The following is a 23,010-nucleotide window of genomic DNA, read 5'->3' on the forward strand; positions in this document are numbered from 1 at the left end:
CCCCGGGGTGTCTTGAAAGGAAGGGGTAAGAAAACGGGTCAGCCCGTTTGTCAGCCGGTCATGCGGTTGCGAATGGAATCGGCTTCACTGTTACCGCGATTGGTGCCGTTTTGGCGGAAGAGATCGAGGTCTGCCTGAACCATCTCGCTGACCAGTTCCGGGAAGGTCGTCTTGTGCGTCCACCCGAGCTTGGCCTTGGCTTTCGCCGGATTGCCGAGGAGCAACTCGACTTCGGTCGGGCGGAAATAGCGCGGATCGACCTCGACCAGCACATTGCCGGCCTTGGCATCGACCCCGACCTCAGCGACACCCTCGCCACGCCATGCGATGGTCTTGCCCACATGGGCGAAGGCGCGCTCGATGAATTCGCGCACGGTGTGGGTCTCGCCGGTGGCCAGAACGTAATCGTCCGGCGTGTCCTGCTGGAGAATGCGCCACATGCCCTCGACATATTCGCGGGCATGGCCCCAGTCGCGCTTGGCGTCGAGATTTCCGATATAGAGCTTGTCCTGCAGGCCGAGCTCGATGGAGGCAACCGCACGGCTGATCTTGCGCGTCACGAAGGTTTCGCCGCGGGTCGGGCCTTCGTGGTTGAACAGGATGCCGTTCGAGGCATGCATGCCATAGGCTTCGCGGTAATTCACCGTGATCCAATAGGCGTAGAGCTTGGCGGCGGCATAGGGGCTGCGCGGATAGAACGGCGTATTCTCGTCCTGCGGCACGGCCTGGACCTTGCCATACAGCTCCGAAGTCGAAGCCTGATAGAAACGGGTCTTCTTTTCGAGGCCGAGGATGCGGATTGCCTCCAGCATGCGCAGGGTGCCGAGCCCGTCGCCGTTGGCGGTGTATTCGGGGGTCTCGAAGCTCACCTGCACGTGGCTTTGTGCCGCGAGATTGTAGATTTCGGTCGGCTGAACCTCGGCCATGATGCGGATGAGGTTCGTGGAATCGGTCATGTCGCCGTAATGGAGACGGAACCGCACGTCGCGCTCGTGGACGTCCTGATAGAGGTGGTCCACGCGGCCTGTGTTGAAGGAGGACGACCGGCGTTTCACGCCATGGACAACGTAGCCCTTGCTGAGAAGCAATTCCGACAGATAGCCACCGTCCTGGCCTGTGACACCTGTAATCAGCGCAACCTTGTCAGACATTGTTCCTCTTCACCCCTCGATCAGCAAGCGGAAGACCGTTTTCGGCAATCAAGTCTTGCGATCTAATATGCGCGGCTCTCGGGCATCGTCTCGCGGTTTCGTCATAAACTCCGCAGCAACGCCCAGGCCGGAATCGTGGATATAAGCCGCCGCACTTAGCCCAAAGGGGCGCCCTTGTCGAGCCGAATACTCGAATTCTGTGACAATCTAGCAGGTTCTGAACTATGCGGTAACTTGCCCGGATCTGAGGCGCTCACCCGCTGGCCCTTGCCTTCAAAACGGGGCTGTGGCAGCAGAGATCCACTGCGGATAAGGGGGAATTCATGAGCGTATCGAGGCCTTTGGTGCCCCTGATCATCTGCGGCGGGGCCGGAACGCGTCTGTGGCCCGCCTCGCGCAAATCCGCTCCCAAGCAATTCATCAACCTGATGGGCGCGCAGTCGAGCTTTCAGGAGACGGTGCTGCGCGTGACGGAGCCGGGGCTCTTTGCCGAGCCCGTGGTCATCACCAACGAGGAATATCGCCACGTGGCGGCCGACCAGCTCGAGGCGCTCGGGGTGAAAGCCGCCATCCTGCTCGAACCGATGCGCCGGGACTCGGGCCCCGCCATCGCCGCGGGAGCAAGCTTTATCGCCGCGCGCCATCCCGATGCCATCGTGCTTGTGCTTGCGGCCGATCACGTGGTCCGCGATGTGGAGGCCTTCCACACCGCTGTCCGGAAGGCGGCTCAAGCCGCCGATGCGGGCTCCATCGTGACCTTCGGCATCAACCCTGACCAACCGGCGACCGGCTACGGCTATATCCGGCCGGGAGCGGCGATCGGCATTCCAGGCGTCTCGAAGGTCGAGGCCTTCGTGGAGAAGCCGAACGAGGAGACGGCGCGCCGCTACATCGCCGACGGCTACCTGTGGAATTCCGGCAACTTCATGTTCCGGGCCGATGTGCTCCTCGGGGAATACAGCCGCTTCGACGCCAAGACGGTGGAAGTCGTTCACACGGCCGTTCAAAAGGGCCGGCAGGATCTCGGCTGGACGATTCTCGATCCGGAGGCTTTCGGGTCGGCGGCTGCCGTCTCCATCGATTTCGCTGTCATGGAGAAGACCGACAAGGTTGCCGTCATCCCCGTCTCCATGGGCTGGTCGGATGTGGGCTCCTGGCATGCGGTCTGGGAGTTGACCGAGAAGGACGAGAACGGCAATGCCGCCATCGGCGACGCGGTCTTCCTCGATGCCTCCAACAACTTCGTTTCGAGCAAGAATCTCGTCTGCGTCGCGGGCCTCGACAATGTGGCCGTGATCGCGACGGGTGACGCCACCCTCGTCTTCGACCGCGCCAACCTGGAGACCATGCGACCTCTGGTGAAGAAGCTGGAGGAGCAGGGGCGCAAGCAGATCGACGAACATCTGGAAGTGTTCCGCCCCTGGGGGTCATACCAGTCGCTCGATGTGGGATCCCGCTTTCAGGTCAAGCGCATCGTCGTGAAGCCGGGCGGCCGCCTCTCTCTACAGAAGCACTTCCATCGGGCCGAGCATTGGATCGTCGTGCGCGGCACGGCGCTCGTCACCATCGGCGAGAACGAGAAGATCCTGCGCGAGAATGAATCGACGTACATTCCGCTGGGTTCGGTCCACAGGCTGGAAAATCCGGGTAAGATCCCGTTGGAGCTGATCGAGGTTCAGTCCGGGTCCTATCTCGGCGAGGACGACATCGTACGCCTCGACGATGTTTACAATCGCGTCTGAGAAAGCTGGATCCGCTTTCAGCGTCCCCGAAATTTATCGACCATGGCCGCCACGATTGTGGCGAGCGGCGCAGTCGAGGGGCGCTCGCCGATCCGCGTCAAAAGGTTAAGCGCCTCGACAGGATGGCCGGCGAGAAGCCGCGCGCGCGCCAGCGTCATCAGACAGCGGCCCTGCAAGGTGCGCGCCTTGTACTTCAACGATTCCGGCGCGTCCGGCCGCACGGCGATTTCCCGGGCGAGCTTCAACAACTCGGTCCGTAAGACCTCGCCCTCGGTCACGCCTTCCGCGAAGGTCAGCGAGCCGCCATGCTGGCGATAGCAATAAACGAGAGCGTCGAGCGGAACGGTCCTGATTCCCGCGATCAGGGTCCGCGCCAGGAAATGCCTGTCGGCGATGTGCGGGTAATCGAGGGAAAACAGGCCGACACGGTCGAAGATTTCGCGGCGGAAAAACCGCGCATTGGGGATGCAGGCCCCGATCAAGGCGGAATGAGGATCGAGGGCGAGATCGCGCGGGTCGTCGTAGCGGGCGAGAATGCCGGTTTCATCGAAGAGTTCGGCCCCGCCGCAAACCGCATCGGCATTCGGCGCTGCCGCAAGTCCCCGCTCGACTGCGGCGAAGGCCCCGGCGGCATAGAGGTCGTCGGAATTGAGAAGGCCGAGCACATCTCCGGAGGCATGATCGATGCCGAGATTGATGGCGTCGTAAAGCCCCAACCCCCGGTCGCGCAGGACGGTGATCTCGGGACGCCCCGTCAACATTTCCAGCGTCCCATCGGTCGAACCACCGTCCACGACGATATGCTCCACATCGACGTGCCCTTGGACGCGCACGCTGTCGAGCGCCTGCTGAAGCAGGGCGCAGCGGTTCAGGGTTGGCGTGACGATGGTAAAACGCAACCGTGTCGGTCCTTCAGGGCTTTGGGGCGCCCTGCCCATATCATGACGGACCGCCCGAGATATAGATATCGCTCGGCCCGATTCCTGCCGCTTCCTGGTCGTGATTCAGTTTGATGAGGATAAGGCGCAGGCTTTCAAACCCCCACCCCTGCCCCTCCCCGCAAGGGGGAGGGAAGAGCGTGGACCAACTTGAGTCATCATCCGCTTCCTCGATCGATTGCCGAAAAGTCCTTACAGCACCACGATCCCGGCGTGCTTCGCCTTGTCGTCGGGCTCCACGTGGATCGTCACTTGCGCGTGCTTGTCCTCGTCCTTGAGGGCGCGCTCCAACCGATCGCAGATGTCGTGCGCGTCGGTGACGCTCATGGCGCCTGGAACGACGAGGTGGAACTCGATGAAGGTCATGCGGCCAGCATGGCGCGTGCGCAGATCGTGCGCCTCGATGGCGCCGTCCGCGTTGGCGGAGATCAGGTCCCTGACTCGGTCCAGGGCATCCTTCGGCATGGCCTCGTCCATGAGCCCGCCGACACTCTCCTTCATCAGCCCCCAACCGGACCAGAGAATATGAAGCGCCACGAGACCGGCAAGGGCAGGATCGAGGACGTGCCAGCCTGTGAGAATCGCAAGACCCAGTCCGAGCAGAACGCCGGCCGATGTGACGACGTCCGCGAGAAGATGCCGCCCGTCGGCAAGGAGAGCGGGCGAGCGCATCTTGCGGCCCGACCGGATGAGGATCCACGACCAGATCGCGTTGATGACGCCTGCAAAACCGTTGATGAGCACGCCTTGAAGCGGCGCATCCAGCGGCTTGGGCTCCAGAAAGCCGAAATAAGCCTGACGCATAATCGAGAGCGCGGCGAGAATGACGAGAACGCCCTCGATCACCGCTGCGAAATATTCGGCCTTGTGATGGCCGTAAGGATGGTTCGAATCGGCCGGTGTCGCGCTGACGCGAATCGCGATCAAGGCGGCGATGGCCGTGATCACGTTGATGATGCTTTCAAGCGCATCCGAATACAACGCCACGCTGCCCGTGATCCGGAACGCGACATATTTGAGACCGAGGACAACGATCCCGACGAAAATGCTGCCGATGGCAAGTTTCTGTAGCTTGTCCATAGGATGACCAGAGATGTTGTTGAACGGCGCGGAATTGAGGATCGCGGAAGCGACGGCGAAGCGGCGTTATAAGGCCCACGCCCCGTTTCGCAAGTCTTTGTTTTTACTTGCAATTGGCTCGCAAAAGCGAGGCGCGCGCGCCGTCTAGAGCTTGATCGTGTCTCTTCGAAACACGATCAAGCTCCAATTCCTTATTGCTGCATGATCCGGGCGAACAACCGGTTTCCACTTGTTCTGATCATGCTTCTAAAGATCGCCGGAAAGTTTCGCTTTGAGCTTGTCGTAATAATTTGCGAGCGCGGGGCGCAAGGAGCGGCACTGGCCGATCAGCGCGAGCGCGTCGTCGATCCGCCCGTCCTTGATGCTCTCGACCAGGATGCCATGCGCCTCTTCGAATGCGGCGATGGCCGGGTCGGCACGCTCTGCGGCGGGGGCGACGACGGTGAAGATGGCCGATTGCGTCGAGCGGCCACGCACGGCGATGCGGTCGAGTTCGATCAGCACGTAGTGTTCGCGCACCGCTTCCGCCGTCGCGGGCCCCAGAATGATCGAGACACCGTATTCCTTCGACAGGCTTTCCAGGCGCGAGGCGAGATTTACCGTGTCGCCGAGAACGGAATAATCGTAGCGCCAGCGCGAACCCACATTGCCGACGACGCAATCGCCTGTGTTGATGCCGACGCCGACCGCGAATGTCGGCGCGTTCTCACCCTCCTCCTTTTTCAAGATCTCATTGAGGTGGACGACGGCCTCCATCATGCGAAGCGAGGCGCTCACAGCGCGTAGAGGGTGATCCGGCGTCGGCAGTGGAGCGTTCCAGAACGCCATGACGCAATCGCCCATGTATTTGTCGATGGTGCCGCCTTCCTTCAGAACGGCTTCTGACAGCGGATCGAGCAGGCGGTTGATGAGGGCCGTCAGACGTTCGGGTGCGTCCTTCAACCGCTCCGAGAGCGTGGTGAAGCCGCGGACGTCGCAAAAGAGGATTGAAAGATTGCGCCGCTCGCCACCGAGTTTGAGCGCTTCCGGATTGCGCGCGAGCTGTGCCACGAGATCGGGCGACAGGTAGCGTGAGAAAGCCTCCGAGACCGTGCGGCGCAACTGCCGCTCTCGCGCGTAATCGAGACCGAACCGCGCACCGAACACGCCGAGCATCGCGACGGAGGGCAGGGCAGGCGATGCCCAGGTGCGTCCGAACCGCAGCAGCAACCACGATCCGGCAAACAGTGCGACGACGCCCAAAACAGCGATGACGCCGGTGCGCCAGGTAACGCCGCGCCGACATAGAACGACGGCGAGAAGAGCCGCGATGCCGATCAGCGCGGCAATTGCGAACGGCGCGATCTGCGTGACGAAAAGCTTATGGCGGAGATTGTCGAGGATCGTTGCCTGAATCTCGACGCCCGCCGTCACGTGACCCGTCGAGAGCGTATAAGCGGTCGGGAACGTATCGGTCGCGCCGCTATCGGTCGTCGCAGCCGCCTTGAGGCTCAGGCCGACGAAGACGATCCGATCTTTGAATGTGCCGGGCGGCAGAAACGCGTCCGGATCGAGCGCCTGGTAATAGGAAAATGTCGGATAGCTGCGAGCGGGGCCGAAATACTGAATCAGCGCGCCGGGAGGCGGCGTTTCGACAGATTCTCCGGCAAGGTTGAGAGCCGTCGCGGCGAAACTATCCGGCATTTGCGGCATCCGGCGCAGATAGGCGTCTCCGTCGAGATCGACCGAGGTGAAGCCGGGGGTCGCGCCGGCATCGAGGAGGGGCTGTATCGGCTCGACGCGGGTCGTCTGCGTCGCCTGATGCATCTCCGTCGTGACCTCGTCCGCCGCGAGCACAGTATCGGGTCCGACCGCGTCGGCGAGCGCCGTGTCGGCGGCATTCGTGGAAGGTTCCGCGAAAATGATGTCGAACCCGATGACCTTTGCACCCGCCGCGCGCAACCTTTCGATCAGGCGCGCGTGAAGTTCGCGAGACCATGGCCAACGCTGCGCGATTTCGGAGAAGGAGGGTTCGTCGATGGCGACGATGGTGACGCCGGGCTGGGAGGGTCGCGGCGGCGCGATGGTGGACAACACATCGAAGAGTCTTGCTTCGACAAGTTGGAACGCAGGCAGAAAGGGAAGGGGAATGAGCAGGAGTGCGACCAGCCCCGCAATGCCGACGCCATGGCCGAAGAACAACGTCGAGGGATCACCGTTCCGAGCGGTAGTCGGTCGCGGGAAGGTGCTGCGGATCCACGACAACATGGAGCGAAGCCGCCCGGACGGCACGTTGGCTTCTTCCGCGTCCTTATACTGCATCATCCCTTAGAGCTCGATCATGTCTCGTTAAAATATGATCGAGCTCCCTTTCCTCATGTTACGCATGATCTCTAGAACCGTGCCTTGATGGTTGCCGCCACCGTTCGTCCCACGCCCGGAACGTCCGGGGCGAGTTCGTATTTCTCGTCGAAGATATTGAGGAAAGTCAGGCTCATGAAGAGGCGACGATCAGCGGTTTCCCAACTGACGGCCGCGTCGGTCGTCCAGTAATCCTTGAGATCGAGCCCCGCAAAGTTACCCTTCCGGTCGCCCACGAACGTTTCCGACAAGGTGAAACGGACCCGCGTCGGGTGAACGAAAGTGACGCCGGCGCGGGCGAATTTGCCCGGGATGAACGGCACATCGTGACCGAGCGCCTCATCGGAACGGATTTCCGAATTGGTGACACCGACGGTGCCGAAAACGCCGATGCCGTAGCCGAGCCATAGATTGGCGGTTGCCGCGAGACGCTCGATGCGAGCCTTCTCGATGGCAAGGCTTTGCAGCGTGTCTGAGATCGGCAGATCGAGATTGCGCGCGTCCTGGCGTTGGTATTCGACCGCTGTGAAGATGTGCGGCGACCATTCCGCATCCCACCGCACAGTCGCGGTTTCTGTGCGTCCGCCGAGTGAAATCGGCAACGCATTGGGCGTGAGGCCGACGGTCGTGAGCGGTGCGAGCGTGAAGATCAGCGGCAGATTCCCATCACGCTGATAGGACGCACGCAACCATTGTCCCTCGAACGGCGAGAAGCCGAAGCCGACGCGTGGCGCGACCGTGACGTCGCTCGGGGAGGCCTTCGCGTCGAAAACGGTTCGTTGAATGCCCGCCTGCATCTCGAAACGGTCTGAAGGACGCCAGAACCCATCCGCATAAAGGCGGCTCGCCTGGAAGTCCGTGGAATCGCGCTTGTCCGATTGGACGTTCTCGGTGAACCCGGTATCGAAATTGCCCACGATCCCACGGGTGAAGGTGGCCGAGGAACTCTTGCCCGATTGCGCTTCCGCGCCGTAGCGCAACGTGAAGTCGCCGAAACCGATCGCATGGTTCAGGGCCGCGACTGCGCCTTCGACTTTGCCGAATTCACGCGTCTTTCCGACGATGAAAAGAGGGAAGAGTTCCAGATTGGAATCCGTCTGCAGGCGCTTGTCCAGGCCGCGATAAGCATAGACTGCGCCGGTCAGGACGTTGCGGTCGCTGAAGCTGTGACTCCAGCCTCCGCCGATCTGCATGGTTGTCGAGTCCTGGCGCCCCTCGAAAAAGTGTAGCGGCTTGTTGATCGTGGCGACGCCGGGGCTGATTTCGGAGGCCGAACCGAAAACCAGAAAACGATCTGCAGCGGATGGAGCCGAACCGACGAAGAATGCGGCGCTGTCCGCGCTCTGCTGGTTGACGGAGGCTTTGCCGTCGAGTTGCGTCTTGCCGGCTGAAAATGAGAACGATGTGGGCAAGGGCTCGTTGGTGAAGCCCTGCACGGTGCCATTTGCCTCCCAGCCGACGCGGCCGTCGCGAATGATGGCGCTGCCGCTGGCCTCGCTGTCGAGGAAGGGGCGGCGAACCAGATCGATACGCCCGATGCGCCCCGAGACCGCAAGCGGGTCGAAGAACAGGCCCTGCATTGTGAGCGTGAAGGTCGTGAGATCGGCGCCGTTGCCTTGTACGGTGTCGACGGTCGGCCGCGTCGTAAAGACGTTCGGGCGACGTGCGGCCGCCTGGTCGAAATAGCTCGAACCGGTGAAAGGATCGAAGACGCGGTCGCCGTAATAGCGGCCCCACTCGCTCAGATCGAGAAAGCGATAGGCTTCCGCCGGATACGAGCCGCCGTCCTTGTTGACGGCGATGCCGGCGAAATCCCCACCCCGTAGGCGATAGCGCTGCAATGTCTCACGCGCGGCCGTGATCGCTTCGTCTGCGCGGTATTGATCGATGGCGATGGCAGTCCGGACGGTCGAGACTGAAGGATCGTTCGGGTCGAGCCGGTCCGCATTGTCGAGCGCTTGCTGGGCAAGTATTTCGTCGCCATTCTGATAATAGGCGACGGCGGCCATCAACAGGCCTTGCGAATAGGCCGGATTGGCGGCTGAGCCTGCCAGGATCGCCTCGATTCCCTTCGCGGTTTCGCCCTTCTGCACGAGGTATCGCCCTTTTGCGATGTATCCGGTGCTGAAAGACGGATCGAGCGAGAGCGCCTTGTCGATCAGCACGCCTGCTTCCTCGACGCGGCTCTGGTCGAGCAGGACGATGGCGAGATTGGCATAAGCGACCGGACTTTCCGGATCGGCCGCGATGGCGCGCCGCAGCGCCTCTTCGGCTGCGATGGGCGCACTGAGCGTACTTTCGAAAAGGCCGATGGCATTCCAGATCCCGGACTGGCCCGGTGCGGTTTCCGCAGCCTTGCGCAATTCGGTAATGGCCGCCCGCACCTCACCGTCGATGTCGCCGCGCGCGGCGCTGCTGGCGAGACGGACGTTCGGATCTTCGGGGTCGATGCGGCGGGCGTCGTCGACGGCGCCGCGCAAATCCTCGCGGCGATTGAGCGCCATGGCCAGTTGGGCCGCAGCGACTGCGATTTCCGAATCATTGGGAAAGCGCTTGCGGGCGGCCTTTATGACGTCTGCGGCGGCCGACAAATCCTGCTTGAAGGCGACGATATAGGCATGTGCGAGAGCACTGAGCGGGTCGTTCGAACCCACCTTCGGCTCCGGATAGATCCGATGCGGGTTCGCGAGCGAAAGCGAGATATAGCGTCCGTAAGCGGCGGCGATGCGTTGTCTGCCCTTAACACCCTGTTCCGCGCGCCCAAAAAGGGTTGCGGCCTCGGTCCAGCGGCGCTCCGCTCCGGCGATCATGGCTTCCACCAGATCGGCGCGGGCCCGTTGCCCGGCGTCGAGGGGCTTCCGGCGCGCCTGCGCCAGCGCATCGATGGCGATGGGGCGGCCATCGTATGACAGGGCTATCTCGGCAAGGGAAAGCCAATCCCCGGCGCGCCGCGCGTCCGGCGCGATGGCCTCGATCCGCGCGCGCTCCGCGCGCAGTGCCGGGCCCTTCAGGGAGGAAGTCGGCATCCCGGTAAATGCATCGCGCAGCGTCATATAGAACAGCATCTGTTCACGGTCGCTGGAATTCACGAGGATGAATTTCGTCGGCGCGCTGCCGATGGAGGCGACCGCGCCCTCGCCCTGGCGCACGGTCACAGAGCCTTGCGCGTTGCGCAACTCAACCACACCCTCGAGCACGACGAGAGAGGTCTTGGATCCGTCGACGGTGAGGGACCAGTCGGTGCCGCGGATAGCGGCGACCGCCGATGGCGTCTTAATGTCGACACCCGCTCCGCCGCGTGCCGCACGGGCCCAGACCGTGCCCGACTGGAGATCCAGTTGCGTGGTGCCGCTGTCGTTCGAGGCTACGTCCCGCACAGTGAGGGTGGAATTTCGTCCCACACGAATTTGCGTCTGGTCGGCAAAAAGAATGGCGAGGTTGCCGATGGTGTTCGTGCGCAGGGTATCGCCGTCGACCAGATCCTGGCGGACCTCCGCCGGCTGCCAGGCGTTCTCGCGGACGAAGCGCAGTTCCTCACCGCCCTTCGCAGCGACGATTGAACCCGCAGCCGGACCGGAGCGCGGTTTCACCGATTGAGCGAGCGCGCCGTCGATCGAAAGGGCGAGAGCGCTGGTCGCAGCAAGGAGTTGCAGAAGACGAAAGGACATCGATCAACCGTGAAAGACTACAACATGACACAAGGTGTGGCACCTTACTGTCGGTCAGATCTAGAGCAAAGAGGAATTAGCCCCGTGCCGGCGTGTTTTGAAGCACAGCGTAAACTGAGGAACCCTCGTCGAACATAGGGGGAGTGAAACATACGATCAGATCTGTGATCGTATAGCCTTGGCGAGCATGAGTTTCTGTTTGAGATCATGCTGCGCGAAAGGCTTTTGCAGCACCGGGCGATTGCGAAACGCATCCTTGATGCCTGCGCTGCCGTACCCCGTCGAGAAGACGAATGGAATCGATCGCTCGACCAATGCCTCGGCGACCGGATAGATGGGCTCGCCGGCGACATTCACGTCGAGAATGGCAATATCTACGGCTTCGCGGGCGACAGCTTCGAGCGCCGCCGACAACCGCGCGGCCGGTCCGATGACCTCGCACCCGAAATCGATCAGCATGTCTTCGAGAAGAAGGGAAATGGCCGCTTCGTCCTCAACGACCAGAACGCGCATCCCCTTGAGTTCGTCCCCACTCAGACTTCCGGTCACAGGGTCTTCTTTCTTTAAGGTTGGGGTTGAAGGTCGCGAACTACTCTAGGATGTTGCGAGCCTTGCGCCAAGGGGTGAGGAGAACAGGGTAGCCATTCCGATTCTCCCGGTTGTAGCACTTCCCAACGGCAAGACAAAAACCATCCGGAAAATTCGTTAGAGCCTTGACGATGCAGGTGTTTCGATACCTGAATGCATGCCAAACCGCAATAGATCGCAACCCTATCTCACTGGTTTCATACTAAAGCATGTCCCTCATCAATAATTTGCGCGATCTCTTCAACGAAACGCTCGGCTCTGAACAGCGGAATGCGGATCATGACGCGAGGGTCACCGTCGCTGCGCTTTTGATCCTCGTGACTCAGGCCGACGGGCGTGTGCTCAGCGTCGAGGAGCGAGGCCTCATCGTGCTTGTGCAATCTTATTTCGGTCTCTCGGACGCAGATGCATCGCGCATCCTCGCGCGTGCCGCCGAAATTGGCGGCGAACTCGACCCCGCCACGTCGCTGGCGGATCGTATCCTTCACGATATTCCTTATGAGGAGCGCCCGAATCTTCTGATCCTGGCCTATCGGGTCGCTGCCATCGATGGGCATGTTCATGAATTCGAGGACGATTTGATTTGGCGTATCGGGCGTCTGCTCGGACTCACTGATCAGGACATCGTCGCGCTCAAGATCGAGGCTCTGAAGAATCTCTTGCCGGACGAGGCTCATGGCTAGGCCTGTCGGAAAAGCGCCGATCCTCATCGTTCTCCATCAGGAACAATCGACACCCGGCCGCGTGGGGCGGTTGCTTCAGGAGAGAGGTTACACTCTCGACATCCGGCGTCCGCGTTTCAGTGAAGCCTTGCCGAAGACGTTGAACGAGCATGCCGGCGCGATCATTTTCGGCGGCCCGATGAGCGCCAACGATCCGGATGATTTCATCAAGGCGGAGATCGACTGGATCAACGTGCCCTTGAAGGAGAACAAACCCTATCTCGGCCTATGCCTCGGCGCGCAGATGCTCGCGAAGCATTTGGGTGCGAAGGTCTGGGAACATCCGGACGGGCGGGCCGAGATCGGCTATTATCCGCTCGTGCCGACCTCCGCCGGTGAAAGGCTCAGCGCGCGGTGGGGCGTGACATGGCCGACCCACGTCTATCACTGGCACCGCGAAGGCTTCGATTGTCCCGCAGGCGCCGAGACCCTCGCCACTGGAGACGATTTCCCGACGCAGGCCATCGGCGTCGGATCATCGGCCTACGGCCTGCAGTTCCATCCGGAAGTCACTCACGCCATGATCTGCCGATGGACGGTGACAGCGGCGGAACGTCTGGCGACGCCCGGTGCGCAAGATCGCATCCGCCAGATCGAGGGACGATATCTCTACGATCCGCACGTGTCGCGCTGGCTCGATTCCTTCCTCGACCATTGGCTCGGCGAGAAAGCGGGGTAGCCGCGCATCACGTTGCGTCGAATGCGAACGGGGAGATGCCGCGCGTCATCTCGTCGACGATGAGCGTGTGCATCAGCGGCGGCGCGGCGCGCTGCGGGCAGGCGACCCGCTCGCACAGACGGCAATTGATGCCGATGGGCGTCGGATCCGGCGCGCTCAAATCGAGGCCGCGCGCATAGACGAGACGATGCGCGTATTTCAGTTCGCAGCCGAGGCCGACCGCGAATTGCCTGTCGGGCAGACCCCACGGCGTCGAGGCGCGGCTGACGGCGCGAGCCACCGAGAACCAGCGCGAGCCCTCCGGCAATTCGACGATCTGAGTAACGGTCTGTTCCGGCGTCTTGAATGTGGCGTGCACGTTCCAGAGCGGGCATGTGCCGCCGTATTGTGAGAACGGAAACCGCCCGGACGAAAACCGCTTCGAGACATTGCCTGCCGAATCCACGCGGATGAGGAAGAAGGGAATGCCTCGCGCGCCGGGGCGCGCAAGCGTGGTAAGGCGGTGGGCCACCTGTTCGAAACTCGCGCCGAAGCGCGCGGCCAACACTTCCACATCGTAACCGAGTGCTTCGGCGGCGGTGTGAAACTTGCCGTAGGGCATCATCAGTGCGCCCGCGAAGTAATTGGCGAACGAGACGCGCAGGAGTTTTCGCGCCGGACCCTCCGTCGGCTCGAACCGCGCCGCCAAATTGTCGATGACCTCTCGCATTTCGGCAAAGGCCAGTTGATAGGCCGCCTGAAACGTCCGGCCCGATTGATCGACGAGTTCCGAGATCAGCAATTGCTTCCGGTGATGATCGTAACGGCGAAGCGAGTCCGACATCACGTCGATTGGCATGACGCGCACGCGGATGCCGTGCTTGGCACGCAAGCGGTCCGCGATGGCGAAAAATGGCTCATGCCCGGTCAGTTGCAGATCGGACGCGAGGGTCTCGGCGGCCTCGTCGAGTTCGGGAAAATGGTTCTTGGCCTCCTGGATGAGATCGCGAACCCGGTCGATGGGGTTTACCTGCGGCGCGTCCTCCGCCCGGTCACGGTCGCTCAAGGAGGGTGTTGTCATCTCGCTCGCGCTGCGCATGCCCACATAGGCTCGGTAGAGCCTGTTGATGGCGTCGATGACGGTCGGTGCGCTTTCCGCCAGCTCCCGGATTTCGAGGCGCGCGACCGGTGCGTTGCGAAACAGAGGATCGGCGAAGATTTCCTCGATCTCGGAGACGGAGCGCTCGTGGTCATCGGTGGCGAACTCACGTGGATCGAGGGAATAGGCATGGGCGAGACGGATCAGTACCTGCGCCGTGATAGGCCGCTGGTTGCGCTCCATGAGATTGAGATAGCTCGGCGATAGGCCAAGCTCCTCGGCCATTCCCGCCTGGCTCAAGTTTCGCTCACGCCGCAGGCGCTTGAGGCGCGGGCCGACGAAAAGTTTTTTGCTTTCGTCCGTCATGTAAATTTCTTTACAGATTTACACATCATCGTTTGTCATTGTGTGACAGGGTGACTTTTGTTCCGATTTCGCAGCATTGCAACAATTTCTTCCGTAGTCATAACTAACGACAACGGCACTGCACACTCGATCACCTTGTGGAGTTGCAAGGCGCTTGTCAAGAAATGTAAACGGAAGGAAGCTTCAATGCCGACGCAAGCCACCCCCACTTCGTTCGAAGAACTCGTTCCCGGCGCTTTGAAGGGCCGCTTCGATGGCCTGCGCCGGCCCTATTCCGTCGAGGATGTTCTTCGCCTGCGCGGTTCCTTCCCGATCTCGCATACGCTCGCCGAGCGCGGCGCGCAGCGCCTGTGGGAGCTTTTACACGAGCGTCCCTATGTTCATTCGCTCGGTGCGATGACCGGCAATCAGGCCATGCAGATGGCCCGTGCCGGGCTCGAAGCGATTTATCTTTCCGGCTGGCAGGTGGCGGCGGATTCGAACGTGGCCGGCGCCATGTATCCCGATCAGTCGCTCTATCCGGCGAATTCCGGTCCCGAGCTTTGCCGCCGCATCAACCGCACTCTTCAGCGCGCCGATCAGATCGAGCATTCCGAAGGCGGCGCCAAGCGCGACTGGTTCCTGCCTATCGTTGCAGACGCGGAAGCGGGCTTCGGCGGACCGCTCAACACCTTCGAGATCATGAAGGCCTATATCGAAGCGGGCGCGGCAGCGGTTCACTTCGAGGATCAGCTCGCTTCGGAAAAGAAGTGCGGCCATCTCGGCGGCAAGGTGTTGATCCCCACGTCAGCCCATGAGCGCAACCTCGTCGCCGCGCGCCTTGCCGCCGACGTGATGGGCACGCCCACTCTTGTCGTTGCCCGCACGGACGCGGAATCCGCCAAGCTCATCACCTCCGATGTGGACGAGCGCGATCGGCCCTTCATCGAGCCCGACAGCCGCACGCCGGAAGGCTTCTTCCGCCTCAAGGACGGTACGGGCCTCGACCATTGCATCGCTCGCGGTCTTGCTTACGCGGAAGTCGCTGATCTGCTGTGGTGGGAGACCTCGCATCCCGACCTCGACGATGCGCGCAAGTTCGCGGAAGCCATTCACAAGCGTCATCCGGGCAAGCTTCTGGCCTATAACTGCTCGCCCTCGTTCAACTGGAAGAAGAAGCTCGATGATGCCACGATTCAGCGCTTCCAGCGCGAACTCGGGGCCATGGGCTACAAGTTCCAGTTCGTGACGCTCGCCGGCTTCCACCAACTCAACTACGGCATGTTCGATCTGGCGAGCCAGTATCGCGACCGTGGCATGGGCGCTTATTCCGAATTGCAGGCGGAAGAGTTCGATGCCGAGCCGCGCGGCTATACCGCGACGCGCCACCAGCGTGAAGTCGGCACCGGTTACTTCGATCAGGTCTCGCTCGCCATCACCGGCGGCGCGTCCTCAACCACGGCCATGGGCGAATCCACCGAGACCGCTCAGTTCCAGACCAAGCTTCGCGCGGCCGAATAGGCGGCCCGCAAACCTCACTAGGCACATAGGAGATCAGCCATGAACAAGATCCGTTATTGGGTGGTCGGCGGCGAATATACCTCCACCGATTTCGAGTCCCTGATCGAAGGGACGGAGCGTGTCGTCGGGCCTTTCGAGACCCGTGGAGACGCCGAGCGCACCTGGCGCTTCATGTCCGAGGATCACAGGCCGCAAGCGCAGGTCCGCTTCACTATCGCTCAGGAATCTTCCGGCGCTCACGTCTGATCGATCTTCCAACCCGCCGGTCATCCATGTTGGCTGGCCTCCTGCACCGCGCCCCCTGCGCGGTGCTTTTTTATTTGCCGGTTGCTTGAAGCTATGCAATTCGGGGTCGTACGGCATGCAGGCGAAAAGACAGTGCTGCCGCCTGATTAAGGGACTTGAGGGGGAAGCGCATGGCCGATTTCGTTCTGGCGATCGATCAGGGCACCACGTCGTCGCGGGCGATCGTGTTCGATGGGGAATATCGCATTCGCGGCGTTGGGCAGCAGGAGTTTCCTCAGCATTTCCCGAAATCCGGCTGGGTCGAGCACGATCCGGAGGATCTCTGGCGCACCGTGGTACAGACCATGCGCCGGGCGCTTGCCGATTCCAACCTCGCCGCCAGCGACATTGCCGCCATCGGCATCACCAACCAGCGCGAGACCGTGGTGGTGTGGGATCGCGCTACGGGCAAGGCGATCCACAACGCCATCGTCTGGCAGGACCGCCGCACGGCCGAGATCTGCGCCAAGCTCAAGGCGGATGGCGCGGAACCTCTGATCACGGCGCGTACGGGACTGATTGCCGATTCCTACTTCTCGGCCACCAAGGCCGCCTGGATCCTCGACCATGTGGAGGGCGCGCGGGCGCGGGCCGAGCGCGGCGAACTCGCCTTCGGCACCGTGGATACGTGGCTGTTGTGGCGTCTCACCGGCGGCAAGGTTCACGCGACGGACGCCACAAACGCGTCGCGCACCATGCTGTGCAACATCGACACCATGGAATGGGATGAGGAGCTCCTGAAGCTCCTGCGCGTGCCGCGCGCCATGCTGCCCGAGATCAAGGATTGCATCGACGATTACGGCGTAACGGAGCGCAGCCTCTTCGGCGTGTCCGTGCCGATCCGCGGCATTGCGGGCGACCAACAAGCGGCGACCGTTGGGCAGGCTTGCTTCGCGCCGGGTATGTTGAAATCCACTTATGGTACAGGCTGCTTCGCGTTGCTCAACACCGGCACCGAGCGCGTGGCGTCTACGAACCGCCTGCTGACGACTGTCGCCTATCGTTTGAAGGGACGCACGAACTACGCGCTCGAAGGTTCGATCTTCATCGCGGGCGCTGCCGTGCAATGGCTGCGCGATGGACTGCATCTGATCGAACGCTCGGAGCAATCCGGCGCTTTCGCGGAGCAGGCTGACCCGGAGCAGGAGGTCTATCTCGTCCCCGCTTTCACGGGCCTCGGCGCACCTTGGTGGCGGCCGGAGGTGCGTGGCGCGCTCTACGGCCTCACACGCAATACCGGCCCGCGCGAAATCGCGCGCGCGGCGCTGGAAGCCGTATGCTTCCAGACGCGTGATCTGTTGGAGGCCATGCGTCAGGATTGGGCGACGCAAGATGGTGCGGTCAGTGCTGACACGGTGCTGCGCGTCGATGGCGGCATGGTAGCAAGCGATTGGACGCTGCAACGACTTGCGGACATTCTGAACAGCCCCGTCGACCGCCCGGTCGTGCTTGAGACGACTGCCCTCGGCGCGGCCTGGCTCGCAGGCCATGGCGCAGGCGTGTGGCCCGACCAGGGAGGCTTTTCCAAGAGCTGGCGTCTCAATCGTCGTTTCCAGCCGAACATGGCCGAGGACAAGCGTCAAAAAGCCATCAAAGGCTGGAACCTCGCCGTGCAGCGCACGATCTGGACTCCGGAATAATCCTTTCTATCGCAGCATCTGCGCTGCGAAGCCGAGGGCGGCGCACAAAGCCAGGGTGCCGACCATGCCGAGGTTCAGGCGCAACAGCGCCAGCACGGCCAAGAGCGCCAGCACCAACGCGAGCGGATCGACGCTCGACCACACCGGCCACGCAGGCGCGACAGGCCCGAAATCAAGTTCCGTCACATCGCGAAACAGCACGTGCAAGCCGAACCACAAGGCGAGATTCAGAATCACGCCGACGACAGCCGCGGTGACGGCGGCGAGAGCGCCCGAGAGGGCGACGTTGCTGCGCAGGCGCTCCACATAAGGCGCGCCGAGAAAGATCCACAGAAAGCACGGCACGAACGTCACCCACGTGGTCAATGTCGCGCCGATGATGCCGCCTGTGAGGGCCGAAACGCCGCCTGGATCGCGGAAGGCGGCGAGAAAGCCCACATAGGTCAGAACGAGAATGAGAGGGCCGGGCGTGGTTTCGGCCAAAGCGAGCCCGTCGAGCATTTCGCTGGGCTTGAGCCAGCCATAGGTTTCGACCGCTTCCTGCGCGACATAAGCCAGCACTGCGTAGGCTCCGCCGAAGGTCACCACCGCCATCTTGGAGAAGAAAACCGCGACGGTTGGATAAACGCTGCTCCAGCCGAACAGAACACCGAGAATCAGGATCGGCGCAACCCATAGGCCGCAGCAGGTCGCGAGAACCTTGACGGAGCGCAGCAAGGTTGGTTCTGCACGACGAAATCCGCTGTTCAGGAGCGCATCGACCGCCGTCTCGGCATCCTCATTTCCGGTGGTTCTTGTCAGGAAGAGGTCAGGCCGTATTCGCGAGCCGACATAGCCGATCACAGCGGCCGTGAGAACGATGAGCGGGAAGGGGATGTGAAACGCATAGATCGCGATGAACGCAGCGGCCGCAAGCGCCACCATCAATCGACCCTTCAAGGCCCTTCGGCCGAGGCGGACCACAGCCTCGATGACGATGGCGAGCACGGCCGCCTTCAATCCGAAGAACAGGTTGCCAAGCCACGACGTGTTCTGAAACGAGGCGTAGAGGGTCGAGAGCGTCAGGATGACGAAGAAACCGGGAAGCACGAAAAGCGTGCCGGCGATGATGCCGCCGCGCGTGCCATGGAGAAGCCAGCCCACATAAGTCGCCAATTGTTGTGCCTCGGGGCCGGGAAGCAGCATGCAATAATTGAGCGCGTGCAGAAACCGCGCCTCGCCGATCCAGCGCTTTTCTTCCACCAGCACCTTGTGCATCAAGGCGATCTGCCCTGCCGGTCCCCCGAAACTGAGCAGACCGATCTTCGCCCAGACCCTGGTCGCCTCGGAGAGGGTCGGGTGCTGTGCTGTCTTGCGATGCGGGGCCGTGCCGCGCTCATCGGCGGCGTTCACGGCTGAACCTGCGGTCGGGCCAATCGCTCATCTCCTGGGCTCCATCCTCATCTGCACGGTTAAGCGTGCCGGAGGGTTTCTTCGAGCAATATCGCCTTGTGTGAAAGATACAAAGTGCGTTGTGCCGAATGGGCTGGGTCTCACTAGTTCGGAGCCATTGCCGATGCGGCGCGTTATCCCAGGAGCCTCACCGCGCTTCAAAGCTTAACCTGCGTATTGGACGTTGCAGCATGGGCGACACCCAGACTCTCTTGGCAATCTTGCGTCAATCGGCCGATCCCGAGGTGGCCGAGGCGGTCGGGCGTCTGATTGCCGCCGCGCCAGATCGCGAGCTTCACCGGGTCAATGTGCTGAGTTTCTCCGCAAAGAACGGCCTCGATGAGGAAAAAGTGATCGCGGCCTTTCTGCATGCGGCCCGGCTTGGTCTTTTTGAAATGTCCTGGAACGTGTTGTGCCCCGGCTGCGGTGGCGTGCTCGATGCGGGAACGACTTTGCAGGTCGTCAATCGCACCGAATATTCCTGCACTCTTTGTGCTGCCGGCTATGAGCCGACGCTCGATGAAATGGTCGAGGTGACATTCACGGTGAGCCAGCGCGTGCGCAAGATCGCGGCGCACGAGCCGGACAAGCTGTCCATGTGGGAATACGACAGGCAGATGTTCTGGAGCACGGGTGTCGACCTGCCGGACGATCTCGAGCACGAGATCGAAGACATCGTTCTCGATTCCGTCGAGTTGCCATCGGGCGAGCGCGCAATCCTGTCACTGCAATTGCCTGAAGCCTTCATCATCGTCTTCGACCCCGTGACGCATTCCGCTCAATTCCTGGATGTCAAAGGCGCGCCGACCAAGGAGCGACAGACGCTCTCGCTTGTCCTCAATGAAACCCATCCGCAGCACGAGACTCTCGCACTTCACCCCGGGCCGCTACGGCTCGCTCTCGAGAACCGCGCTAATAAACGCGTGCTGCCGGCGGTGTTCATCGGTGGAGACAAGCTGCATGACCTTATCGGCCATCGAAAGCCGTTTCTGACCGCAAAACGCTTGCTCACCAACCAGACATTCCGCGACATCTACCGCACGCAAACGCTCGATATCGACCAGCGCCTGAAGATCACGAGCCTGACTTTTCTCTTCACGGATCTCAAAGGTTCGACGGAGCTTTATGAGCGCGTCGGCGATCTCGTGGCCTATGATCTTGTGCGCGCGCATTTCACGGTGCTGCATGACATCGTGGCCTCCGAGGCCGGTGCCATCGTGAAAACCATCGGCGATGCGGTGATGGCGACTTTCCCCACGCCCGAGCGGGCTCTTGCCGGAGCGCTACGCATGCGCGAAGCCATGCGAAAGCTCAACGAGGAGCGCGGCAGCGAAGATCTCCTGCTCAAGATCGGCATTCATGAAGGGCCGTGCCTCGCCGTCATGCTCAACGAGCGGCAGGATTATTTCGGCCAGACCGTCAACATCGCGTCCCGCGTCCAGAGCCTCGCCACGTCGCGCGCGATCTTCGCCACCGAGGCGGTGGTGGAGGACCGGGAAACATCGCTGCTCATCGAAAGACAAGGTCTACATCCCATGGCGCAGCGGGCGGCACTGCGTGGCATCAACGATGAGTTCTCTGTCTATGAGATTCCCTGAGGTGGGTGAGGTTCCGGCATTCGGTTGAGCGGCTTGTCATGGAGGTCTCGATGAAAACCCCTGATCACAATGGTCCATTGTCGGAAGATGATGACGGCATCAGCCGGCGCGGCTTTCTGGAATGCATGACCTGGGCGGGTACAGGCGTTCTATGGATGCTGAACGACGGTCTCCCTCGTTCCATGGGGCTGTCGAGCGCGCAGGCAGCGACCGCGCTTGAAACGGGCCCGCTGACGTTCTTGCAGATCAGCGACAGCCATATCGGCTTCGACAAGCCCGCCAATCCGGATGCCCTCGCGACCCTTCGAGAGGCTGTGGCGAAAATCAAGGCGCTTCCTGGAAAGCCCTCCTTCATGATCCATACCGGCGATATCAGTCATCTCTCCCGCGAGAAGGAATTCGATGACGCCGATCAGCTCATCAAGGAAGTCGGCCTGCCGGTCTTCTACGTGCCCGGCGAGCACGATGTCCTCGATGAAGAGAGCGGCAAGCTTTACCGGGAGCGTTACGGCAAAGGCTCGAAGGGCGCCGGTTGGTATAGTTTCGATCAGGCCGGCGTTCACTTCATCGGATTGGTGAACGTAGTGGACCTCAAAGCGGGTGGCCTTGGAAATCTCGGTGAAGACCAGCTCAAATGGCTCGAAAGCGATGTGAGGGGGCTTTCTGCAAGTACCCCTGTCGTCGTCTTCGCGCATATCCCGCTCTGGAGCGTCTATCCGCAATGGGGCTGGGGCACTGACGACGGCGCGCGCGCACTGTCCCTTCTGAAACGGTTCGGCTCGGTGACGGTGCTGAACGGGCACATTCACCAGATCATGCAGAAGATCGAAGGCAATATCGCCTTCCACACCGCGCTCTCGACCGCCTTTCCGCAGCCGGCGCCGGGCACGGCGCCCGGACCCGGACCGATGCAGGTTCCCGCCGGTGAATTACGCAAATTGCTTGGCGTCGCGACGGTCAATTTCGTTCCCGGCACGAAGCGCCTCGCCATCATCGATACGCCGCTTGTCGGATAGGGCGCTGCTTCTACGAGGGGAGGAGATCATGACGAATGGGTTGATGGAACGGGTATCGTCGAGAAGCGTAAGGCCTGTTGCCTGCCTCCTCGCCCTCTTTCTCGTCGGAGCGGCCCCCGCCTCTACCTCACCGTCAGCCAAACCGGCGGTGAGCGAGGTGAAGATCGAGAATTTCACCTTCACGCCCGCAACCATTACGATCGCCGCCGGAACCACGGTCACCTGGACCAACGTGGATGACATCCCGCACACCGTCACCGCCGAGGATCATTCCTTCCGGTCGAAAGCACTGGATACCAACGACCGTTTCACCTTCACCTTCACGAAGCCGGGTGAGTACAGCTATTTTTGCTCACTGCACCCACGCATGGTGGGGAAGGTCGTTGTGAAGTGAGCCCGCGAGAGTGAGAGGCGTTGAGCCTCCCACAAGGGTATTGTTCTCTCAGCGATAGGTGAAGCGGTTGCGGCGCGACCAACTCCGGCGGCATGCAGAAAAACGCCGCGTAGGTCGCGTACGATCTTCCCGTCGATGACAGTCAGAAATTGCCGCGCTTGGCGCTGGGCCATGGTGAGTTGCGACCGTTGGCAACAAAAAGCCCCCTCCTGGTGTGACCAGGGAAGGGCTCGTCGCCTTGGATTTCGCTGGCTGCTGAACTTACAAGATGAAGTGATCCTGGGTCAGCGCCAGGTTGGCACCGATCACGGCAAACTTCACCTGTGCACGAAGCCCCGTGCCATCTACATCGTAGAACAATTCGCCCGTCGAGCTCTTGTACACGATCTGAGGCCCTGCGGCGTTCGCCTTGTCGCCGATCGCCAGCGATACATTGGCTCCAAATTTGCCAAAGATGGCGCGGCTCAGCTCGATCCGGTCCTCGGCGACATTGAAATCGATGATCTGGTCGACATTGCTCACGGCATTCAGCGCGGTGTCGAACACGAAGGTATCGCGGCCGTGCTCGCCGTAGAGCGTGTCATTGCCAAGCCCGCCTGCGAGACGATCGTCGTCCGTGCCGCCATACAGCGTGTCGGCGCCAGTCCCACCCACCAGGTAATCGTTGCCGTCCTGGCCGACGAGGAAGTCGTTGCCGTCCTCGCCGTAGAGGACGTCGTTGCCATTGCCGGCCCAGATGTTGTCGTCACCGGCGCCGCCATACAGGGTGTCCTGCCCGTCCATGCCCGCGAGGA

At 61.7% G+C, this 23,010-nt stretch carries 18 protein-coding genes; 9 read left to right on the plus strand and 9 right to left on the minus strand.

Annotation, left to right across the window (positions count from 1 at the left end; translation table 11 throughout):
• Window positions 1–50: 50 nt before the first annotated feature.
• Complete coding sequence (gene gmd / locus AB4072_RS13320; RefSeq protein ID WP_441968518.1) at window positions 51–1,151, minus strand: GDP-mannose 4,6-dehydratase; 1,101 nt, start codon at window positions 1,149–1,151, stop codon at window positions 51–53.
• 323 nt (window positions 1,152–1,474) lie between these two features.
• Here gmd and AB4072_RS13325 point away from each other — a divergent pair, with 323 nt between their 5' ends.
• Window positions 1,475–2,893, plus strand: a complete 1,419-nt coding sequence (locus AB4072_RS13325) for a mannose-1-phosphate guanylyltransferase/mannose-6-phosphate isomerase (RefSeq protein ID WP_441968520.1) — start codon at window positions 1,475–1,477, stop codon at window positions 2,891–2,893.
• 17 nt (window positions 2,894–2,910) lie between these two features.
• Here AB4072_RS13325 and AB4072_RS13330 read toward each other — a convergent pair whose 3' ends face one another.
• The 5 genes from AB4072_RS13330 to AB4072_RS13350 form a co-directional block, all read right to left on the minus strand.
• Window positions 2,911–3,792 carry a glycosyltransferase family 2 protein gene (locus AB4072_RS13330; RefSeq protein WP_441968522.1) on the minus strand — a complete coding sequence of 294 codons (882 nt, stop codon included), beginning with the start codon at window positions 3,790–3,792 and terminating at the stop codon, window positions 2,911–2,913.
• Between the two features lie 231 nt (window positions 3,793–4,023).
• Window positions 4,024–4,911 carry a cation diffusion facilitator family transporter gene (locus tag AB4072_RS13335; RefSeq protein ID WP_441968523.1) on the minus strand — a complete coding sequence of 296 codons (888 nt, stop codon included), beginning with the start codon at window positions 4,909–4,911 and terminating at the stop codon, window positions 4,024–4,026.
• 246 nt (window positions 4,912–5,157) lie between these two features.
• On the minus strand, window positions 5,158–7,215 hold the full coding sequence (locus tag AB4072_RS13340; RefSeq protein WP_441968525.1) for a CHASE2 domain-containing protein: 2,058 nt from the start codon (window positions 7,213–7,215) through the stop codon (window positions 5,158–5,160).
• Window positions 7,216–7,283: 68 nt separating this feature from the next.
• The gene (locus AB4072_RS13345) at window positions 7,284–10,919 is read right to left on the minus strand and encodes a FecR domain-containing protein (protein WP_441968527.1); all 3,636 of its coding nucleotides are present in this window, start codon (window positions 10,917–10,919) and stop codon (window positions 7,284–7,286) included.
• Between the two features lie 156 nt (window positions 10,920–11,075).
• A complete protein-coding gene (locus tag AB4072_RS13350; protein WP_441968592.1) occupies window positions 11,076–11,432 on the minus strand; it encodes a response regulator in 357 nt (118 codons plus the stop codon).
• Between the two features lie 284 nt (window positions 11,433–11,716).
• On the opposite strand from AB4072_RS13350, the gene AB4072_RS13355 reads away from it, so the two are divergent.
• Both AB4072_RS13355 and AB4072_RS13360 read left to right on the plus strand, forming a co-directional pair.
• Window positions 11,717–12,190: a TerB family tellurite resistance protein gene (locus tag AB4072_RS13355; protein WP_441968529.1), complete on the plus strand. Its 474-nt coding sequence runs from the start codon at window positions 11,717–11,719 to the stop codon at window positions 12,188–12,190.
• Entirely contained in the window at window positions 12,183–12,908 is a 726-nt protein-coding gene (locus AB4072_RS13360; RefSeq protein ID WP_441968531.1) for a glutamine amidotransferase, read from the plus strand. The genes AB4072_RS13355 and AB4072_RS13360 overlap by 8 nt, the downstream gene beginning before the upstream one ends.
• Before the next feature lie 7 nt (window positions 12,909–12,915).
• Here the strand turns inward: AB4072_RS13360 and AB4072_RS13365 are convergent, their stop codons facing one another.
• Entirely contained in the window at window positions 12,916–14,352 is a 1,437-nt protein-coding gene (locus AB4072_RS13365) for a helix-turn-helix domain-containing protein (RefSeq protein ID WP_441968533.1), read from the minus strand.
• 186 nt (window positions 14,353–14,538) lie between these two features.
• On the opposite strand from AB4072_RS13365, the gene aceA reads away from it, so the two are divergent.
• The 3 genes from aceA to glpK all read left to right on the plus strand — a co-directional run bounded on the left by aceA (window position 14,539) and on the right by glpK (window position 17,777).
• Entirely contained in the window at window positions 14,539–15,852 is a 1,314-nt protein-coding gene (aceA, locus tag AB4072_RS13370; RefSeq protein ID WP_441968535.1) for an isocitrate lyase, read from the plus strand.
• Window positions 15,853–15,891: 39 nt separating this feature from the next.
• Window positions 15,892–16,098: a DUF4170 domain-containing protein gene (locus AB4072_RS13375; RefSeq protein WP_441968537.1), complete on the plus strand. Its 207-nt coding sequence runs from the start codon at window positions 15,892–15,894 to the stop codon at window positions 16,096–16,098.
• 170 nt (window positions 16,099–16,268) lie between these two features.
• The gene (glpK, locus tag AB4072_RS13380; protein WP_441968539.1) at window positions 16,269–17,777 is read left to right on the plus strand and encodes a glycerol kinase GlpK; all 1,509 of its coding nucleotides are present in this window, start codon (window positions 16,269–16,271) and stop codon (window positions 17,775–17,777) included.
• Window positions 17,778–17,783: 6 nt separating this feature from the next.
• On the opposite strand, the gene chrA is transcribed toward glpK, so the two are convergent.
• Window positions 17,784–19,169, minus strand: a complete 1,386-nt coding sequence (gene chrA, locus AB4072_RS13385; protein WP_441968541.1) for a chromate efflux transporter — start codon at window positions 19,167–19,169, stop codon at window positions 17,784–17,786.
• Window positions 19,170–19,399: 230 nt separating this feature from the next.
• On the opposite strand from chrA, the gene AB4072_RS13390 reads away from it, so the two are divergent.
• Genes AB4072_RS13390 through AB4072_RS13400 form a run of 3 tightly spaced genes read left to right on the plus strand, consistent with a single transcriptional unit; the run spans window position 19,400 to window position 22,216 of the window.
• On the plus strand, window positions 19,400–20,806 hold the full coding sequence (locus AB4072_RS13390; RefSeq protein WP_441968543.1) for an adenylate/guanylate cyclase domain-containing protein: 1,407 nt from the start codon (window positions 19,400–19,402) through the stop codon (window positions 20,804–20,806).
• A gap of 50 nt (window positions 20,807–20,856) precedes the next feature.
• A complete protein-coding gene (locus AB4072_RS13395) occupies window positions 20,857–21,822 on the plus strand; it encodes a metallophosphoesterase family protein (protein WP_441968545.1) in 966 nt (321 codons plus the stop codon).
• 43 nt (window positions 21,823–21,865) lie between these two features.
• Window positions 21,866–22,216, plus strand: a complete 351-nt coding sequence (locus AB4072_RS13400; protein WP_441968594.1) for a cupredoxin domain-containing protein — start codon at window positions 21,866–21,868, stop codon at window positions 22,214–22,216.
• 261 nt (window positions 22,217–22,477) lie between these two features.
• Here AB4072_RS13400 and AB4072_RS13405 read toward each other — a convergent pair.
• The coding region (locus AB4072_RS13405) for a calcium-binding protein (RefSeq protein WP_441968547.1) at window positions 22,478–23,010 on the minus strand (533 nt) is incomplete at its 5' end.

The sequence above is a fragment of the Microvirga sp. 2MCAF38 genome, assembly GCF_052115485.1.
Taxonomy (GTDB): Bacteria; Pseudomonadota; Alphaproteobacteria; order Rhizobiales; family Beijerinckiaceae; genus Microvirga.

Bases quoted from the DNA above. Each gene is read 5' to 3' on its own strand.
- gmd (WP_441968518.1), bottom strand. From the start codon at position 1,151: ATGTCTGACAAGGTTGCGCTGATTACAGGTGTCACAGGCCAGGACGGT.
- AB4072_RS13325 (WP_441968520.1), top strand. From the start codon at position 1,475: ATGAGCGTATCGAGGCCTTTGGTGCCCCTGATCATCTGCGGCGGGGCC.
- AB4072_RS13335 (WP_441968523.1), bottom strand. From the start codon at position 4,911: ATGGACAAGCTACAGAAACTTGCCATCGGCAGCATTTTCGTCGGGATC.
- AB4072_RS13340 (WP_441968525.1), bottom strand. From the start codon at position 7,215: ATGATGCAGTATAAGGACGCGGAAGAAGCCAACGTGCCGTCCGGGCGG.
- AB4072_RS13345 (WP_441968527.1), bottom strand. From the start codon at position 10,919: ATGTCCTTTCGTCTTCTGCAACTCCTTGCTGCGACCAGCGCTCTCGCC.
- AB4072_RS13350 (WP_441968592.1), bottom strand. From the start codon at position 11,432: ATGCGCGTTCTGGTCGTTGAGGACGAAGCGGCCATTTCCCTTCTTCTC.
- AB4072_RS13355 (WP_441968529.1), top strand. From the start codon at position 11,717: ATGTCCCTCATCAATAATTTGCGCGATCTCTTCAACGAAACGCTCGGC.
- AB4072_RS13360 (WP_441968531.1), top strand. From the start codon at position 12,183: ATGGCTAGGCCTGTCGGAAAAGCGCCGATCCTCATCGTTCTCCATCAG.
- AB4072_RS13365 (WP_441968533.1), bottom strand. From the start codon at position 14,352: ATGACGGACGAAAGCAAAAAACTTTTCGTCGGCCCGCGCCTCAAGCGC.
- aceA (WP_441968535.1), top strand. From the start codon at position 14,539: ATGCCGACGCAAGCCACCCCCACTTCGTTCGAAGAACTCGTTCCCGGC.
- AB4072_RS13375 (WP_441968537.1), top strand. From the start codon at position 15,892: ATGAACAAGATCCGTTATTGGGTGGTCGGCGGCGAATATACCTCCACC.
- glpK (WP_441968539.1), top strand. From the start codon at position 16,269: ATGGCCGATTTCGTTCTGGCGATCGATCAGGGCACCACGTCGTCGCGG.
- AB4072_RS13390 (WP_441968543.1), top strand. From the start codon at position 19,400: ATGGGCGACACCCAGACTCTCTTGGCAATCTTGCGTCAATCGGCCGAT.
- AB4072_RS13395 (WP_441968545.1), top strand. From the start codon at position 20,857: ATGAAAACCCCTGATCACAATGGTCCATTGTCGGAAGATGATGACGGC.
- AB4072_RS13400 (WP_441968594.1), top strand. From the start codon at position 21,866: ATGGAACGGGTATCGTCGAGAAGCGTAAGGCCTGTTGCCTGCCTCCTC.